Here is a 15,832-nt window from a genome sequence, read left to right as displayed (position 1 = left end):
ATCTTTATCCTTCTTTTTGGTTCTCCATACCGTCTATAATCCTGCTCACTTCTGTCTCGGCAGCCTTGAGCCTGCCCTGGCAGAAGGCAATGAGCTCCGATGCCCTTTTTACTTTGGAGGCAAGCTCGTCCACCGAAATGGTCTCGTTTTCAATTTCCTTTGAAATGGCAGAAAGCTCATTCCATGCCGATTCATACGTCAGTGTCTCTTCCATCATATTGTATTTTTTCTTTAACGGTGCTTTTAAGCAGGGTATCGTGGAGGATCACCTCAATATCCTCTCCTATTTTTATATTCTCGGCAGTCCCTGCAATCTTGCCATTCGCTTTTACGATCGCATATCCCTTCTTTAGGATATGCTGCGGGGACATCAGTTTTATGCTTTTATCCATATGCTCCAGATGAAGCGTCCTGCCTTTCAGATAGCCTGACGTAAAGCGCTTTAGGTTTTCGGCCAGATAATCGATATCGCTTCTCTTGCGGCGCAAGAGACTGTTTGATCCCTGCGTGGCCATCTGGGCTTTCAGCGAAAGCTTTTTCTGATGCCCGTGCAGGATGTCTTTCGCGTCCGATGCAATGCTCTGATTGGCTGTGGCCAGCTGCTGCCTGTAGAGGGAGAGAAGCTCCCTTGCATTTCTTGAAATAGTCCGCTTCTGCTCTTCAAGCGCTTTGGAATGACGCAGCAGAAGCTGCTGGGATTTGATTACGATATGCTGCTGCAGCGACAGCAGACCCGTTTCAAAACTGCGGTTATGGGCAATGATGAACTCTGCCGCCTTGGTCGGGGTCTTGGTATGGGTATGGGCCATCATATCGGTGATGCTCACATTCTTCTGGTGTCCGATGCCCGTTATAATTGGAATGGGAAACTTGGCAACCGCCCGTCCGATCTGATAGTTGTCGAAAATAAGGAAGTCCGACTGCGCGCCTCCGCCCTTGTGATGACAACGGCGTCATAGGGAATTCCTGTATTGAACACTTCAATAAGCTTGTTTAGGAACAGTCTGGCGTTGTTGTCCCCCTGCACTATGGTATGATAGTCGTCAATCTGGAAAGCATACCCGAAATTATTATGCTCAAGGGTATGCCGGAAGTCCTCATTCCCGGCAGAATTGCTTGCCGATATCACAGCCACCCGCTGTATGGCAAGGGGCAGCTTCAGGCGGCTGTTGAGCGTGGAATACCCTTCCGCCGTTTTGATGATAAAATCGTTTTCCGCCACAAGCCGTGCTAGGGTGGCATTGCGCTGCTGCTCCAGGACCCCGAGCGTGAAATTCACATCGATATCCAGCACGTTTACTGACAGCCCATACAGCGGATGATAATCCACGCTGACCTTTACCAGCACATGCAGGTTGTTGGTGAAGCGCTGTCCGGTCTTCTTCTCGAAGTCCGACAGGTGCACCGCTCCCTCTCCCCATGCCTTTCCCATGATCTTGGCCGTTATGGCGCTGTTCTTTTCCGCTTTCTCCACCAGCTCGAAGTAATGGATCTTTTTGTCGGCCTTGAAGGAATGGCTGGTGATATCAGCCACCACCCAATACGTCTCTCCCCTGAAGCGCGAATGGATCGCGTCATGGATCTGGTCGTTGAGCTGTGAGAGTCTGATATACTGCTGGGGTTCCATCCTTTTAAAGCCTGCTGCCTGTTTTTTGCTGACTGCTAAGGTAGCCATTCTGCATCGGAATCTCAAATGCATAAAAATCAGGGGAAGAACTTTTCAATTCAAAACGGGTTAAAAGGGCAGCCAAAGTAGTGCCCGCCCTCCCCTGCATGCGCATAACGGCTCCGCCGCCCTTCGGGACTTATAGCACTCCGGCTCGGTATCGGACACTGTTCTTCTGCTTTCTTTTTTCCCGTTTTTTCTTTTGAAAAATTTTAGTGCGGGGCATGGGAAAAGAAATGGTAACAAGTATTCATCTAAAAATCAGAATCATGGAAATCACAGGAAGAATTGTAAAGGATGCCTCAATTTTTAAGGTAAAGGAAAACCGTGAGGTGGTAAACTTCTCCATTGCGGTCAATGACAGCTACAGACCCAAAGGAAGCACGGAGGTAAAAAAGATTGTAACCTATATCGACTGCTCCTACTGGCTCAGCGCAGGATTGGCGCAGTGGCTCAAAAAAGGAACACTCGTGCAGCTTTTCGGGCGCATCGGGATGAATGTCTATATCGGAAATGACTCGCAGGCGCACGGTTCATTGACCTTTCATACCTCGGACATCAAGATACTCGTATTTGCCCGCGCTGATGATACTAAGCCTGTGCCTGCAAAAGCTCCCAAAAAACAGCAGGCATCAAACGACCCTGACGACCTGCCGTTCTAGACCATTCAAGCCATTTAAAATTGTATACACGCCTAAATACTATATCATGGAAGCCTTAAAAAAATCAAATTACAGCGGGTATCGTGTAAGCGATGCCTTTAATGGGATAATACTTAAAAGCATCACCCACTATGGCTTTAGCCAGTTATTTACTTTTTAAAAAAAGCAGACAAAATTTTACAGAGAACTTAGTACTCAATTTGTTTTTGTTGTATGGAATCTTAACAATCAGTGCTTTTATGCAATTGGTTATGATCTTTACTGACAATAGGGATTTTCTCCTTTCACTGAATAATTTTCTGGCTGTACTAACCATTTTTTATGTAATAATTTTCAATTATCAATATTTTTCGGTCTTCGACTATAAGAAACACCAGATAATGATTCGTGCCGTTATTATTGGAATTTTGTATTTAACGATTAAACTGGCATCAAACGTATTTTTACTTCACATTATCTTATAAAAAAGCAGTCTTGGAAACCAGCCCGCCTGAAGCGAAACTCTTCAATGATCTTGGCAGGCTCAGCATACTGCTTTGTGAGGACAACTACCTCAACCAGAAACTGGCACAGAACGTAATTGAAGGATTCGGATTTAAAATAGATATAGCCGAAAACGGAAGCCAGGGCATAGAAATGCTAGCGCACGGAGAATATGACCTGATGCTTATGGATCTGCAGATGCCTATTCAGGATGGCTACAAGACGACTAAATATATAAGAAAAGAAATGAATAACCCTATCCCTATTATCGCCATGACTGCACATTCCCTGGCAGGAGAACTGCACCGATGCCTGGATGCCGGCATGAACGGCTATGTGCCTAAACCTTTTAAGCAGCATGAACTTTTGGAAGCAATAAAATCAGTTCTAAAAAAAGACATAATCTTTTAAAGCAACCACTATAAGTATGGAAAAATAATGACGGAGGCAAAAAATTGGTTTATTCATAAAGCGGATAATAACGTAATACAGTTGTAAAGATTAAAGTAAATACATCGTAAAACTTAGGATCACAGAATTAAATTATTGATTTTCAGTTTTTTTTTACCAAACTTTTTTTAATAACATGCCTGCGATAAAATATATAATGCTATCTTTGCTGTAATTGGTATTCTGCCAATGCTCACTCTGATAAGCAGATCTGTCCATCTTGTAAAATTTGTCCTCCCTTACTCTTCAGTTTAGGCATACAGCCGCCTTAATTTTTAAAACATTTTACATTATGAATATCTTTGTAGCAAAACTGGGGTTTGCAACCTCGGAGGATCAGGTGCGCGACGCTTTCGCATCTTATGGAACAGTAACCTCTGTAAAAATAATTATGGATCCGTTTACAGGCCGCTCAAAATGCTTCGGTTTTGTTGAAATGCCTGACCAATCTGATGCTGAAAAAGCAATAAAAGGGCTGAACAACTCCAAACTGGACAGCCAGACTGTAGTGGTAAACGAAGCCCGACCTAAGCCTGATGTTTTGGACTACAGCCCCAGCAGAGGCGCATCAAATTACTCTAAGGACAGAAGAAGATAGCTGCTGTCTCTGGCAATGCTCTGATCAGACCAGCGGCCAAATCTACATAGAGCTGATGCATAATGGCTCGTTATTACTATAATAAATTTCTTTGCTTCAGACACTAATCTGAAACCAATAAATCATAATGCTTCTAGCAGGCATAGAATTAAACTTTACCTTTTTTTTATAACAGGAATTATCTTTTTTTTAAAATCAGAGCTGAAAACCTACCTGCGAAAGGCATCAGGTACAACTGCTGCTGCTTTTTTATAATCATCAATTGTATGGCGGTTGCCACCTAAATTATAAATTTAACATACTGCCATACATAATAATCATATTTACATGAAAAAATTTTCAGTACATGAGATCTGCACACATCTTCATGGCATAACTGACGGCAAAACGTCGGCAATGGTATCCTCTGCGGGGAGCCCTGAAACCGCCCAGCCATATCAGATTACTTTTCTAGGAAACAAAAAATTTGAAAGGCTTTGGCCGAAATCCAAAGCTCTTGTTGCTGTTGTGGATAAGAACAGCGTACTAGACCCCGGCCCCGGCAGGGCACTGATCAAAGTAGACAGTGTTGAGCTGGCTATGTGCCGAGTGCTTGAACTTTTCAGGCCTGTGGCTGTTAGGTTTGAAAACAACATCCATCACTCTGCAGTAATTCATAAGTCCGCTGAAATAGGCAGTCAAACAAAAATAGGAGCCGGCGTATACGTAGGCGCAGGATGCATACTGGAACATAATGTCACTATTTATCCTAACGTTACCGTGCTTGACGGCTGTTTTATTGGTTCTGGAACTGTTATATGGCCTGGGACTGTCATACGTGAAAACTGTCGCATCGGCCTAAGGACAATCATACATTCCAATGCTGTTATCGGTGCCGACGGGTTTGGTTTTGTGAAGTGTCCTGTTGAAGGACTCGTAAAGGTCCCCCATATCGGAAATGTTGTTATCGGTGATGATGTAGAAATCGGTGCAGCAGTCTGCATAGACCGCGCAAAATTCGCTTCAACTGTTATTGGAAACAGCTGTAAAATCGATAATCTGGTACAGATCGGGCATAACTGCATTGTAGGCGAACACTGCATCATCGCAGGAAACAGCGGACTTGCAGGTTCTGTGAAACTTGGCAGAGGAGTGGTCATCGGAGGGGGAAGCAGCATTAAGGACCATGTCACAATTGGAGACGGAGCTACCGTCGGCGGAGGATCGGGAGTGATCTCCGATGTCTGCGCAGGTGATACCGTATTAGGATATCCTGCTCTTAAAGCTACTGTTACTTTGAAACACTGGGCATCGATCAAAGAAAAAAAATAGTAATTCAATTGTTTAATTTAATACTGAAGTCAAATATGGCCGACTCATTTTTTAAAAAAGAAAATAACAAGAAAAAAGCTGTTCTCAAAAAGCAGAAAGCACTCAGGAAGCTGGAAAGAAAAACAAACAACCTCAAAGGCAAAGGCTTTCAGAGCATGATTATCTACGTGGATGAACATGGGCATTTCACATCTATGGCCTCTGAAAGCCGCACGGTCAAAGAAAGCCACCAGAAAATACTGCCCAAAGAACCAAAAATACGATCTGCTCCGGGAAAGAACTAGATACGGCATACTGCCTGTATGAACTGCCGGCGTAGTTGATGTCTGGGGCACTGAGCTACAAACTCTCTGGGCATATCCATTCTTGCAAATGATATATTAGTTTTTGAACTGCAGCGCAGCATTAAATCAAAAAAATGTAAAAAATCATCCCAAAAGAGAAGGAAGATCCGAAATAAAATATATTATTATCTTAAAGATGATATAAATATATCTGCAATTCTTTAGTATTGATTATACCGCTAGATAGCATTTACAATCATGCATAATAAACTATGATATAGAAGTCTTCAGCTGAAACACTGATAAAAAACTACTAAGATGACCGCCCCCGGCTTGTACCCCCGGCTTGTATACCACGGTAAGATGCAATGCCAAAAAAGATGAGCTCTCCTTAACATAAAATAGGATCTATATCCAAAAAGAACCTTCTGAAGCAAAATATTTCTGGAGCATTACAATGTATAAGCCCCCAGAACGTTTTATGGTTCCAAATACAATTGACCGATACTCTATCATTAATAAAACCAAAGGGCTGAAATATGAAGCCAACGGGGATTTGATTATCTACCTACAGAGTACCTCACTGGGAAAGGATAAAGAAAGCAATTGGCTTCCCACTCAAAAAATGAAAAATTCATGTTTGTTACCCGAATTTATGGTCCAAAGCCTGATGTCATTAACGATATTTGGAGTAAGTATTTTTATTACTATCCTTTTTTATAGCAGACTACTCTCAAAAATTTATAATTTAACAAAACTTACATAATTCCCATGTCAAACATGGGAATTATGTAAGAAATTAAATCCTATTTTCCTATAGCTGTTGCATTTCCGCGAAATACGGTTTTATGCAGTTAGAAATATGCACTGCTCCAGTAAATCCGTATTTTGCAATTGACTTGAAAAGCCGTACATTTGATTTATGTTGAATTAATGCAAAAAAATATGACCCAAAGGTTATTTAATCACATTTTGCTGGCAGACGACGATATCGATGACTGCGACTTTTTTGCCGAAGCAGTCAGGGACCAATTTCCTGATATGAAACTCTCCATTATGCATGATGGAGCCAAATTGATCAGTCTTCTTGAAAATCCCCAAACTCCTAAATCAGAGCTGGTCTTCCTAGATCTTAATATGCCTATTATGTCTGGAGAGGAATGTCTTATAAAAATCAGAAATTCGGATGCCTTAAAAAAGCATATCATTATTGTTTTCAGCACCAGCAGCAATACTGCGGATATCGAAAAAATGTATTCCCTTGGGGCAAATTATTTTATCACAAAACCAGTTGTATACAGCCATCTTCCTATTCTTATAAAAAAAGCATTATCTTTAGTGTCGCAGTCCGATAATCTCCAGCCAGCTTTTGAAAATTTTCACGTCAAGATATAAAGACTCCTTTGGGTCACTAAAAAATGGCGGAAAATTAATTAGGCACTCCAAGTATCATACTGTGTGCTATCCAATTTTTTCATTAATCCAAGAAAAGTCGAATTTATTCATCACAAAATAATAATGGATTTTAAACATTTACGCCACAAAAGCCAAGACAGATTTACGCAAAATCTGCCAGTCAAAATTTTATGAAGAATGTTGCCGCATAATTTTCTTCCGTGCATCTATCTTCCTGCAAATTTTCTGCCGATATTCAAAATCGTCTATAAAGCCAAGCATAATATAACATTAGAAGACTGAAAAAAGCGTGTGTGCGATAGAAATAAGACAGCATGCCTAAATATTAAAATCCAATGTGAAATATCCTGCTTTCTTCCTCAGAAGTCTCCCATTCCATTTCTATTACAGTTCCTGCAAGCTTTTTAAGATCTTTATAATTACTCGGCTTGACAGCATAAAAATCTGCTCCCAGTTCAAATGCTTTTTCGATGCTGGACCTATCGCTGTCAGTGGAATAAATAATGATCTTTGCTTTCATGCCTGATCCGGTTTCCTTCCTGATCGTTTCAATGCAATGAACCATCTCTATGCCAGTCATACCGGTATTAAGAAAAATAAAATCAGGAAAAATATCAGACAATTTAGATAACTGGTCTGTAAGCTGGTCTCTTGTGCTGATCTCTAGAATCTCACATGGCTGATTTAGGCTAAGTAATGCCTCATGGAGCAGCATTCGGTCGTCCTCATCATGGTCAGCAATACATACAACCTTTTTGGAATTTTCAGGCTCGTGCATTATATTTAGTTTGTCAGGCAAACATAAAACTATAATCTAAGAATCCGCAGCCGCTTATATTTCTATAATCCTTTGTAAATTTTTAAAAAATGGAATTACATTCGTTATCCGGTTAATAATGTTTAAAGATAGTTCTATCATAATTACGAAAAAATTAAAAGTAAAATAGTTTGACAATTTCCATGCTAAAAATGGGAATTATGTAATTTACTAGTACGAATTTACGTTCAAAAGAATCAAACACTGATTTGACGCCATTTCTGCCAAATTTTACGGCTTCCAATTTAAATCAAATATTTTGTTCTCCTCATTATATACATTCTCTTAATTTGTTTTCAACTGCTGCTCAAAGGCTAACAATGCAATCTCATTTAGAAAATTATTTATCATCTCCTCATTAAAATCCCGATCTTTCATTGGGCTATCTTTAAGTGATTCTAACCCGAATATTTTTTTTATAAATTCTGGAAGCATATTGAAAATATTTGCGTCAGCAATTACTTTTTCAGGAAAAAACAGCCTCGCAATTCTTTGTTTCACTAATACATCTGACAGCTCGTAGACCTCTGCTAAGCGATGGAATATACTATCACCTGCATTCTTTGCATAAATCCCTGACCCTGCATTTAAGGCCAGCTCACGCAATTCCGAAGCATATTTTTTCAAATAAGCTTTACAGTTTTCTTTTATCATAAAATAATCATCATAATCAATTTTTCCTTCAGAAAAAAGCCTATGTGCATTTAAGCTTCTGTCAATTGATCCGTCCATTGCTTTTCCAATCTCACGCTTTTTATTTGATAGTCCTGCTGTCTTCCCTTATCACGTATCCAAGGTCAGCAAGTGAATATCCAGCGGATAGCTTTTCCATAAATGTAATTGATCTGTTCATAATACTGTGTTTTTATAATTTATAAAATCGATCATAAAATATTTATCTTATAACAATTCAAAGCTATGCAAGAAGTACGCATTTATTCTGCGCAGTTAAACAAAGTAACAAACCTATATATAACGGTACATTACAAAACAATGACACAAAAAAGGTACAAATAAATCTGCAAAATAAGGAGTAAAAAGACTACTAAATTAAAGATTTGTCTACTATTAGATCTCAAAAGTTTTCGGATCTAAAAAAAAAATATTTAATCAGTTAAAAATCAACACATTACTCCCTGTTTACATTCCAGTTTTTCAACAAACTTATTAATTAGAAATTTATTTTATCATCTTGAAAACTGCTCAATTTTAATGGCAGATTTGTGGCACATCGCATTTTAAAAAGCAGAAATGCAGTAAAATAAAATCCGTACAAGCTTAGGTTCGAAACTGTATACCAGATGTTGGTAAAATATTATTTTGTATTAATGGTAATATGAATTGGCTGCAAAATCATCACACTTAAATATTAGAAATTAACTAAAACACCGAATTAGAACTTCTTAAACATCTAAGTTCGAAACATTAATACTCCGAACATCTTAAAAGTTCATAAATTTAAGATATGAGCCGCTACTGTAATTATCATAGCGGCAATCGATAAGAAATGTTAATACAAACAATCATGGGAACAAAAATTCTATTTTTTATCTTGTATTCCTCTGAAAACTGACCTATCCCAATACATGTCTGATTTCCGGACAATTCTGCAATCTCTTGGAAATGCTTATTCTTTTAAAAATTGATTTTTGCAAAAATTTCCCCAGAAAGCCAGAGACTAATTTCAAAGATCATTTAATCATTCAACGAGAGAATTTTACAACTTTATCTCTATATTAATTTTGATCAACACATCCCTGTTTATCCATCAAGTGTTAAATTAGAGTATCATCAGGATCACATGGGAAATAAATGGTAATGGACGCGCCTTCACCCACTGCTCCTTCGGCCGAAATGCTGCCTCCCAGTGACTGCATTATTTTTTTACATAATGCCAGACCGATTCCCGAACCGCTGTATTCCTGCTGATTATGAAGTCTTGTGAACACTTTAAATATGGATTCTGAGTACATTTGGTCAAAACCTATTCCATTATCTGAAAATTTAACCCAGTGGCAATATACATTGAAACGATCTTTTATTATCACAGGCTCCTGAGAAGCTGTAATTGTTATGACTGGCGAGCGGTCCAGCGACGCATACTTTAATGAATTTTGGATGATATTTAAAAATAACTGCTTCATTAAAAAACCTATAGCACTGACTTCCGGAAGCTGCTCGCAGTGGATAACGGCATTTTTTTGCTCTATCAGCTCGCTGCATTCCTCTGCTGCAGATTCAAAAATTAAATTAAGATCTATTTTTTCGGCAGCCTCCCTTGTATTTTTAATACGGGTGTATTTCAAAATATCCTGAAGCAGCTCTCGCATTCTTGTTGCAGATTTTGAAACGCGTTCAAGCGAATCAATCTCAGGGTCTGAAGATGATAATCGTTTGTCAGCAAGCAGCTTTGAGGTAATCATCTGTATTTTTCTCAGAGGCTCCTGCAGATCATGCGTGCTGATCCAGTTTATATTTTCCAGTTCAGAATTAGTCTCTCGCAAAACCTCGCTTTGACGCCTGTATTTTTCTTCCTCTTCACTTAACAATATCATGATCAAATTCTTATGAAGGGAGTGCGCAAATTTTGCCGCTGAATTCAGTTCGTACTTTTTCCAGATACTACTGTGGCCTTTGACAATCTGTTTCCAGCTGTTAAATGAATTTCGAGGATGCAGACCGTGTTGGTCCTTAACTATGCTTTTTTCGGGATCACCTGCCCAGTTGATTTCGGAGATAGTTTCGGGTCTATACCAAATAATATGATTTGACCCTCCAAGCGAATGATAAATCGCTCCTGCAAAATCAGGAGAGTTTTCCAGTTCAGGAAACTGGTCACCTACATTTCTTGTTACATAAAAATCATCGGACTTCCTTTGTTCAACCAGCGCCGCAAAAGCAACAATATGGTGATCTTCTGGCGTTAGTCCATTTTTGTAGATTTTATTTCTGAATAGGATCGAAACACCTGCAGCATTGCAGAGAGCAAGCAATTCGGGAAGCTCAATAACAGTTTCAAGTGAGTTCTCTGCCAAAGGCAGATCAATCGCTGTTATATGCTCCAAAGCCTCAATGGTTTTCCTTGCATCAAGATTTTCGTCATTGGACTCCCTTATATCTATCTGGGAAGTAATAAACTGCCCCTGCAGTTTAGCCGCCAGCCTTACTGCAGGTGAGATATTTTTTTTTGAATAATGATGGCAGGCAATCAGTCCCCATAGACGGCCATGATGAAGAAGAGAAATCGTAAGTGTGGCACCAACCCCCATGTTTTTAAGATACTGTACATGGATGGGAGATGTACTTCTTAAAACGGACAGGCTTAAATCAAGGTTTTTATCTAATTTGTCGTCTACAGTAAAAATAGGAACAGCCTCATAATTAATATCAACAATTAATCTCATCTGGTTCCTTATGTACAATTCCCTGGCCTGAACCGGAATATCTGTATGAGGATAATGCAGTCCAAAAAACGGCTCAAGGTCTTTTCTGCAGCTTTCTGCATATACCTCCCCGTTATACTGCTCGTCAAAGCGATAAATCATAACACGGTCATAGCCTGTTATTTCACGGGTGCCTTCTGCGACCAGAGCACATAGATCTTTCAATGATTTGGTGCTGTTCATCTGGGTTACAAACTGAATGGTCTGGGTATAAACGTCCCCCAGAATTTGTCTGTCAAACTGAGGTTCAGCTTCGAGAACATATATATCATGACTTTTGTGGACATTGACCTGAAATTTTTTATCCAGCAGCTCTATTTCAAGAGGAAATACGTCTTGTACCGTATCCGAATTTATATAATTGAAAAGCAGTTCCTGCGCCCTGCTCCCAAAAACAGATTCAAATTTATTACCCAGAGCCTCGATGTGGCTTAAATTAATGAAAAAGGAAATATTATCTGTGCAATAGTCTATTGTCCAGCTATTGGTGAGTCCCAGCAAAAAACCGTGGGGCTGTATCTTCCCGGGAATATGTATGGGCTCCTGATCGCAATTGGTTAATGTTACCAGATCTCGGTTAACTATATCTTTAATATTCATTATTTGGAATTAAAATTTTGTGAGTGGCTGTTTTTAAGCAGGAAGATTTACACTCGGTCTTATAAAATATTCATTTTTAATTAAAGACTAATTAAAATTGTAAATATTCTCTGGAAGGTTACAGCGCAGACTCGCAATTGTATTATCAAGATTAGTCTGTATACCGATGCAAAGCTGATTCATTATTGATTTCAACTCTTGAAAGTCAGAAGGCTTGATTATGTATGCCTTAGCGCCCAGTAGTTTGGCCTGTTCGATCCCCTGCCTTCGAGAGGAAGTTGCCATCATAATGATAGGCACTTTGGTAAATCTATGATCCATTTTGATCTGCTTTAATAATTCCCAGCCATTCATTTTCGGCATACCCGCATCCAGCAGTATTAAATCCGGCAGTTGCTCCAAGCCGGAAAGCAGACGAAGTGCAGCATCACCGCTGTCAACAAATTTAAGTGAAAAAGTTTCTTCTGTTCCTGCCATAGCCCACTTGAAAAATTCCAAATCATCATAGTCATCGTCCACCAGTAAAATTATTTTTTTATTCATAACTATATATATTGCGCCAAACCTTTTCCATACGATCAAAAAGATTCATTAATATTTGCAAATTACTTTTCAAAATATACCAAATATTACATTTCAACTTGTATATAAGTAAACAAATTTAATCCGTTTGCTATTTAGTAAGTGTGTTTACGAGCCAGCAAAGCCAAGTATGGCTATAATAAAGCACTTTTCAATGCTAATTAATTAATGTTAACGAGCATGCCAAAGATAATTTGTAAACACACACAAAATTATACATTTTTTAAGCCTGCTGTTTTACGTATTACATGCTTTATATTATATAATTTAAATAATCGGTCAGTGATAAATATCTCAAATGTAAAACCGGCTTGTAAATTTCAGAAGAAAAAAATCTATTTTTACTATTAAGTTGGACTTCATGGTTTGTAATTTCTATGACTAATCATTACTTTGATCATTTTTTTAGATACTTCTCCAGATCGCTAAATTAATATACTGCCAAATAAGAATTGTACGCGGTAAGGCAGTCTTTATAATTTCAGCTGGAATATTTACAGGCCTTCAATACCGGTTTATCTTTATCAGCTTTCTTGAAAGTTTTAAAGATTTGCCTGAGCTGGAACAAGATTATCGCAAGATTCTAGAACACAGAAAAATAGAGTTTGAATTAATATTTAAAGGATTAAGGAAGAACATATATTCCAGCAGTACATACCTGAACAGACTATGGATAACCTAACACACCACCTCTTTATGAATGTGGATAACTGCGTTGGCTATAACCAAATTACCCTAAAGTTATCCCGGGACAAGGCACTTAAATTCTATTCTCAGGTTTTCTGCCACTTCTGCCAAATTAGGAAATTGTATTTAGTTGAAGTTTTTTCTTAATTTTGCTGAATCACGATAGATTCGCACACAAAAGAGAAGGAATTTTAAGATTTTTTTACTACTAATAATGAATTTTATAGAAGTTATGGATGCAGAAATTACACCTTGACTTTTACTCCAATTTTAGTTAGCAGATCCAGAATGCTTGTACCAAACGAAAAAACTCCCTAAAAAAGGGAGTCCTTAGGCGGCCGGCGGTTGCCTGAAAAGTATATGGTAATTAACTAAATCATTTGGGACAGAACCTCCAGACGAACCCCGCCGGTCCCCTGTTTTTACCACGACATGGATTATCTTCCCATCTTCACTTTTGATTCTGCTGTTTGGAATTTCTGAAGAATCAAAGACCATCTGCAAAAATGATATCATCTTTTCAGTATCCCTTGTTATTAACCATGGCGTCACAGATGTGTATCCGTCCGGCACTTTTTTAATCTTTTCATTACTGGCTGACATAAAAATTTATTTAGAATTAAAATGCAAATATCCCTATCATTAACAAAGAGCACTAACAAATTGGCTTTTATTGCAAATATGTTGGCGCAGGCAGGCCATTGGGATCTAAAGTTTTTTAAACAGGAATAAATTTAAAGACGAAATGCAGCATTGACAGTGCAAGAGATATGAAGAAGTTTGAGATAAAAAAGAAAAAACAGGGAGTTGGCTGGTCTCCCATAATGAACTGCCTCGGTTCACATGCCTATTTGAGGACAAAAAATTCCATTACTCAAGAACCATAACCGGGCTTTCGAACCCAACGGGCGACCCGCAGGAAATCCAACTGCTCTAGAGAATGGAAAAATGGCTATCGCGATACCATAAGGATAAAATAAACGGCTGACAAGCGCTGTTTGTACACTTCGTGAGCAAAATCAAAACCGCACTGTTCTATGACTGGTCCAAAAGCCGGCTTAAAGAATTCTTCAAACTGTCATAGGATGCAGGTTTGGCCAGATAACGCACCTTTTGATAATGGCTGATTTTAGGAATTACAAGCTCCTCGGGAGGATTTGAAATCAAAATAATATCGAGATCCTTCAGACGTTCAATGTTTTTTACTTCTTTTATAAATTCATATCCGTCCATTCGCGGCATATTTATATCCAAAAAAATAACATCGGGAAGCTTATTGGAGAATGAAAGCTGGTGGAGGGCTGAAATTGAATCTACGGATGAGCAAATCATAAAGTTCTCCCCCACTTGGTCAAGTGCATCGATGAATATTTCCACATCATCCTGATCATCATCAATTAAAAGTATTTCCATTGCCACTGTTCTCCTAGATTCTTATCAGCCAGATATACGAATCTATTGGGCAGCTGGATTTTAAAAGCCATGTTAAAATTATCTTACCAAAAAAAATGGCTGCAGGAAGAAAAACAGACTATACAGCGACTGCGGCACTGTGGATCGTTTTCAATAAGTATCATTTCGGCCTTTTTAGCCCCGATAGCAGCGGAAATCCTTCAGCGCCGGGTTCGGCGCAGAAGATTGAAGCGTATAGCGGAAAAAGCTCTCAAAAAATAAACGTAGATATAAAATTAAGGCTAAAATAATTTTCAAACTTAAAAAAACAGACAGGAAACCACCTTAAGGTAATGGCCACTCAGGTCAGATTACGGCGGCAATTCACAACACAGCATCAATCAGATCCTGCATAACTCTGCCCGCCTGCAGACTACAGAAAAATCATCATTATCGTCCCACAAGAACATTAAAAATCACAAAAGCCAGGTCGGGCTGGAATAGACCTTATGGCCGCTTTTTATTTCGCGGTCCTGCTTTTTCCCTACCCCCAGTATCTCAGAGAGCAGCTCTTTAAGCCCCTGATAACTGCTGGGCTTCACCGCATATAGGTCGGCGCCGAGCTCAAAAGCGCGGGCTATATTCTCCGGGCTGCCGCTGGTGGAGAGCATGACCACCTTTACTTCCCTTAATGGCACTTTTCCCCTCCTGATTTCCTCAAGGCATTCAAAGCCGTTTCTGAAGGGCATATTGATATCCAGAAATACAATATCGGGGAGCCGCTCCGTATTTCGCAAAAGGATATCCAGAAGCTGCTGCCCGTCGGATGCCTGCTGGACCCTGACCGGAAGAGCCAGTTCATCGACGGCATCGGTGAAGAGCATTCTGTCATCCTCATCGTCATCAGCATGGTAAATAATTTTAGTGGAATTGTGCTTTTCTAACATAACTTTCAAATTTAGTGCAGTGCAAGACAAGCGCTGTAAATCTGCAGAGAGTTATACTAAAAAAATTAATATAGTCCTTTGTAAATCCATAAACGATCGAATTATATCCGTGGATCGGCTGGTAAAAAGCAAATATAGGGCTATTTTTTTTTTTTTAAAAGTACTACAAAAAAATACTTTAACACCGCTCATCCAGCAAGATAACTAATTGAATGCTGTCCTTACTATAACTTTCTCTGCGGTATTATTAAATTAAAAAGACATCTTGCCAAGAATTGTATGCAGTCATTAAATCTTGTAATAAAAATTAAAAATTATGTAAAAGCATACTGCTCTAATTGGTGAATTTTGTATTATATGCTTATTTCTATATACATTATTGCAAAAGCTGCTTCTGAATGTATATCTTTAACCCACTATCTAACTAATTTAGACGCTGTCGCACAAATTCTTATAATGCCTGAGGCATTATTAAGAGGAAAAACTGCCCGCCT

The 15,832-nt window shown here is 38.9% G+C and carries 18 protein-coding genes; 8 read left to right on the top strand and 10 right to left on the bottom strand.

Annotated features, from left to right (window positions below):
* Positions 1-4 precede the first annotated feature (4 nt).
* Genes xseB through J0383_RS23855 form a run of 3 tightly spaced genes read right to left on the bottom strand, consistent with a single transcriptional unit; the run spans position 5 to position 1,675 of the window.
* Positions 5-217 carry an exodeoxyribonuclease VII small subunit gene (xseB, locus tag J0383_RS19625; RefSeq protein WP_317196715.1) on the bottom strand — a complete coding sequence of 71 codons (213 nt, stop codon included), beginning with the start codon at positions 215-217 and terminating at the stop codon, positions 5-7.
* Positions 192-890, bottom strand: a complete 699-nt coding sequence (locus tag J0383_RS23860; protein WP_394369555.1) for an exodeoxyribonuclease VII large subunit — start codon at positions 888-890, stop codon at positions 192-194. The genes xseB and J0383_RS23860 overlap by 26 nt, the downstream gene beginning before the upstream one ends.
* On the bottom strand, positions 851-1,675 hold the full coding sequence (locus J0383_RS23855; protein ID WP_394369529.1) for an exodeoxyribonuclease VII large subunit: 825 nt from the start codon (positions 1,673-1,675) through the stop codon (positions 851-853). Before J0383_RS23855 ends, J0383_RS23860 begins: the two co-directional genes overlap by 40 nt.
* 260 nt (positions 1,676-1,935) lie before the next feature.
* On the opposite strand from J0383_RS23855, the gene J0383_RS19615 reads away from it, so the two are divergent.
* The 7 genes from J0383_RS19615 (at position 1,936) to J0383_RS19585 (ending at position 6,849) form a co-directional block, all read left to right on the top strand.
* Entirely contained in the window at positions 1,936-2,328 is a 393-nt protein-coding gene (locus tag J0383_RS19615; protein ID WP_207295652.1) for a single-stranded DNA-binding protein, read from the top strand.
* 474 nt (positions 2,329-2,802) lie between these two features.
* Positions 2,803-3,222 carry a response regulator gene (locus tag J0383_RS19610; protein WP_207295651.1) on the top strand — a complete coding sequence of 140 codons (420 nt, stop codon included), beginning with the start codon at positions 2,803-2,805 and terminating at the stop codon, positions 3,220-3,222.
* A 331-nt stretch (positions 3,223-3,553) separates the two neighbouring features.
* The gene (locus tag J0383_RS19605) at positions 3,554-3,859 is read left to right on the top strand and encodes an RNA recognition motif domain-containing protein (RefSeq protein ID WP_207295650.1); all 306 of its coding nucleotides are present in this window, start codon (positions 3,554-3,556) and stop codon (positions 3,857-3,859) included.
* A gap of 327 nt (positions 3,860-4,186) precedes the next feature.
* On the top strand, positions 4,187-5,170 hold the full coding sequence (lpxD, locus tag J0383_RS19600; RefSeq protein WP_207295649.1) for a UDP-3-O-(3-hydroxymyristoyl)glucosamine N-acyltransferase: 984 nt from the start codon (positions 4,187-4,189) through the stop codon (positions 5,168-5,170).
* Between the two features lie 35 nt (positions 5,171-5,205).
* Positions 5,206-5,454 (top strand): hypothetical protein, encoded by a 249-nt coding sequence (locus J0383_RS19595; protein ID WP_207295648.1) that lies wholly within the window; start codon positions 5,206-5,208, stop codon positions 5,452-5,454.
* A gap of 457 nt (positions 5,455-5,911) precedes the next feature.
* Entirely contained in the window at positions 5,912-6,220 is a 309-nt protein-coding gene (locus J0383_RS23850) for a DUF1214 domain-containing protein (protein WP_207298731.1), read from the top strand.
* Between the two features lie 167 nt (positions 6,221-6,387).
* Positions 6,388-6,849: a response regulator gene (locus J0383_RS19585; protein WP_207295647.1), complete on the top strand. Its 462-nt coding sequence runs from the start codon at positions 6,388-6,390 to the stop codon at positions 6,847-6,849.
* A 346-nt stretch (positions 6,850-7,195) separates the two neighbouring features.
* On the opposite strand, the gene J0383_RS19580 is transcribed toward J0383_RS19585, so the two are convergent.
* The 6 genes from J0383_RS19580 to J0383_RS19555 all read right to left on the bottom strand — a co-directional run bounded on the left by J0383_RS19580 (position 7,196) and on the right by J0383_RS19555 (position 14,412).
* Positions 7,196-7,669: a response regulator gene (locus J0383_RS19580; protein ID WP_207295646.1), complete on the bottom strand. Its 474-nt coding sequence runs from the start codon at positions 7,667-7,669 to the stop codon at positions 7,196-7,198.
* 303 nt (positions 7,670-7,972) lie between these two features.
* Positions 7,973-8,419: a hypothetical protein gene (locus J0383_RS19575; protein WP_207295645.1), complete on the bottom strand. Its 447-nt coding sequence runs from the start codon at positions 8,417-8,419 to the stop codon at positions 7,973-7,975.
* 1,043 nt (positions 8,420-9,462) lie between these two features.
* On the bottom strand, positions 9,463-11,730 hold the full coding sequence (locus J0383_RS19570) for an ATP-binding protein (protein WP_207295644.1): 2,268 nt from the start codon (positions 11,728-11,730) through the stop codon (positions 9,463-9,465).
* A gap of 87 nt (positions 11,731-11,817) precedes the next feature.
* Positions 11,818-12,273: a response regulator gene (locus J0383_RS19565; protein ID WP_207295643.1), complete on the bottom strand. Its 456-nt coding sequence runs from the start codon at positions 12,271-12,273 to the stop codon at positions 11,818-11,820.
* Positions 12,274-13,329: 1,056 nt separating this feature from the next.
* A complete protein-coding gene (locus J0383_RS19560; RefSeq protein WP_207295642.1) occupies positions 13,330-13,602 on the bottom strand; it encodes a VOC family protein in 273 nt (90 codons plus the stop codon).
* 432 nt (positions 13,603-14,034) lie between these two features.
* On the bottom strand, positions 14,035-14,412 hold the full coding sequence (locus J0383_RS19555; protein WP_207295641.1) for a response regulator: 378 nt from the start codon (positions 14,410-14,412) through the stop codon (positions 14,035-14,037).
* Between the two features lie 95 nt (positions 14,413-14,507).
* On the opposite strand from J0383_RS19555, the gene J0383_RS19550 reads away from it, so the two are divergent.
* A complete protein-coding gene (locus J0383_RS19550) occupies positions 14,508-14,702 on the top strand; it encodes a hypothetical protein (protein ID WP_207295640.1) in 195 nt (64 codons plus the stop codon).
* A 165-nt stretch (positions 14,703-14,867) separates the two neighbouring features.
* Here J0383_RS19550 and J0383_RS19545 read toward each other — a convergent pair whose 3' ends face one another.
* Positions 14,868-15,338 (bottom strand): response regulator, encoded by a 471-nt coding sequence (locus J0383_RS19545; protein WP_207295639.1) that lies wholly within the window; start codon positions 15,336-15,338, stop codon positions 14,868-14,870.
* Between the last annotated feature and the right edge of the window lie 494 nt (positions 15,339-15,832).

The sequence above is a fragment of the Flavobacterium endoglycinae genome, from assembly GCF_017352115.1.
Classification (GTDB): Bacteria; Bacteroidota; Bacteroidia; order Flavobacteriales; family Flavobacteriaceae; genus Flavobacterium; species Flavobacterium endoglycinae.
Note: the sequence above shows the minus strand (reverse complement) of the source record. Positions and strands in the feature narration are given on the sequence as shown.

What these genes read in the sequence shown, in the direction of transcription:
- J0383_RS19575 (WP_207295645.1), bottom strand. Translation starts at nt 8,419, where the DNA reads ATGGACGGATCAATTGACAGAAGCTTAAATGCACATAGGCTTTTTTCT.
- lpxD (WP_207295649.1), top strand. Translation starts at nt 4,187, where the DNA reads ATGAAAAAATTTTCAGTACATGAGATCTGCACACATCTTCATGGCATA.
- J0383_RS19585 (WP_207295647.1), top strand. Translation starts at nt 6,388, where the DNA reads ATGCAAAAAAATATGACCCAAAGGTTATTTAATCACATTTTGCTGGCA.
- J0383_RS19605 (WP_207295650.1), top strand. Translation starts at nt 3,554, where the DNA reads ATGAATATCTTTGTAGCAAAACTGGGGTTTGCAACCTCGGAGGATCAG.
- J0383_RS23855 (WP_394369529.1), bottom strand. Translation starts at nt 1,675, where the DNA reads ATGGCTACCTTAGCAGTCAGCAAAAAACAGGCAGCAGGCTTTAAAAGG.
- J0383_RS19550 (WP_207295640.1), top strand. Translation starts at nt 14,508, where the DNA reads ATGGCTGCAGGAAGAAAAACAGACTATACAGCGACTGCGGCACTGTGG.
- J0383_RS23850 (WP_207298731.1), top strand. Translation starts at nt 5,912, where the DNA reads ATGTATAAGCCCCCAGAACGTTTTATGGTTCCAAATACAATTGACCGA.
- xseB (WP_317196715.1), bottom strand. Translation starts at nt 217, where the DNA reads ATGATGGAAGAGACACTGACGTATGAATCGGCATGGAATGAGCTTTCT.
- J0383_RS19545 (WP_207295639.1), bottom strand. Translation starts at nt 15,338, where the DNA reads ATGTTAGAAAAGCACAATTCCACTAAAATTATTTACCATGCTGATGAC.
- J0383_RS19555 (WP_207295641.1), bottom strand. Translation starts at nt 14,412, where the DNA reads ATGGAAATACTTTTAATTGATGATGATCAGGATGATGTGGAAATATTC.
- J0383_RS19570 (WP_207295644.1), bottom strand. Translation starts at nt 11,730, where the DNA reads ATGAATATTAAAGATATAGTTAACCGAGATCTGGTAACATTAACCAAT.
- J0383_RS19595 (WP_207295648.1), top strand. Translation starts at nt 5,206, where the DNA reads ATGGCCGACTCATTTTTTAAAAAAGAAAATAACAAGAAAAAAGCTGTT.
- J0383_RS19615 (WP_207295652.1), top strand. Translation starts at nt 1,936, where the DNA reads ATGGAAATCACAGGAAGAATTGTAAAGGATGCCTCAATTTTTAAGGTA.
- J0383_RS19560 (WP_207295642.1), bottom strand. Translation starts at nt 13,602, where the DNA reads ATGTCAGCCAGTAATGAAAAGATTAAAAAAGTGCCGGACGGATACACA.
- J0383_RS19565 (WP_207295643.1), bottom strand. Translation starts at nt 12,273, where the DNA reads ATGAATAAAAAAATAATTTTACTGGTGGACGATGACTATGATGATTTG.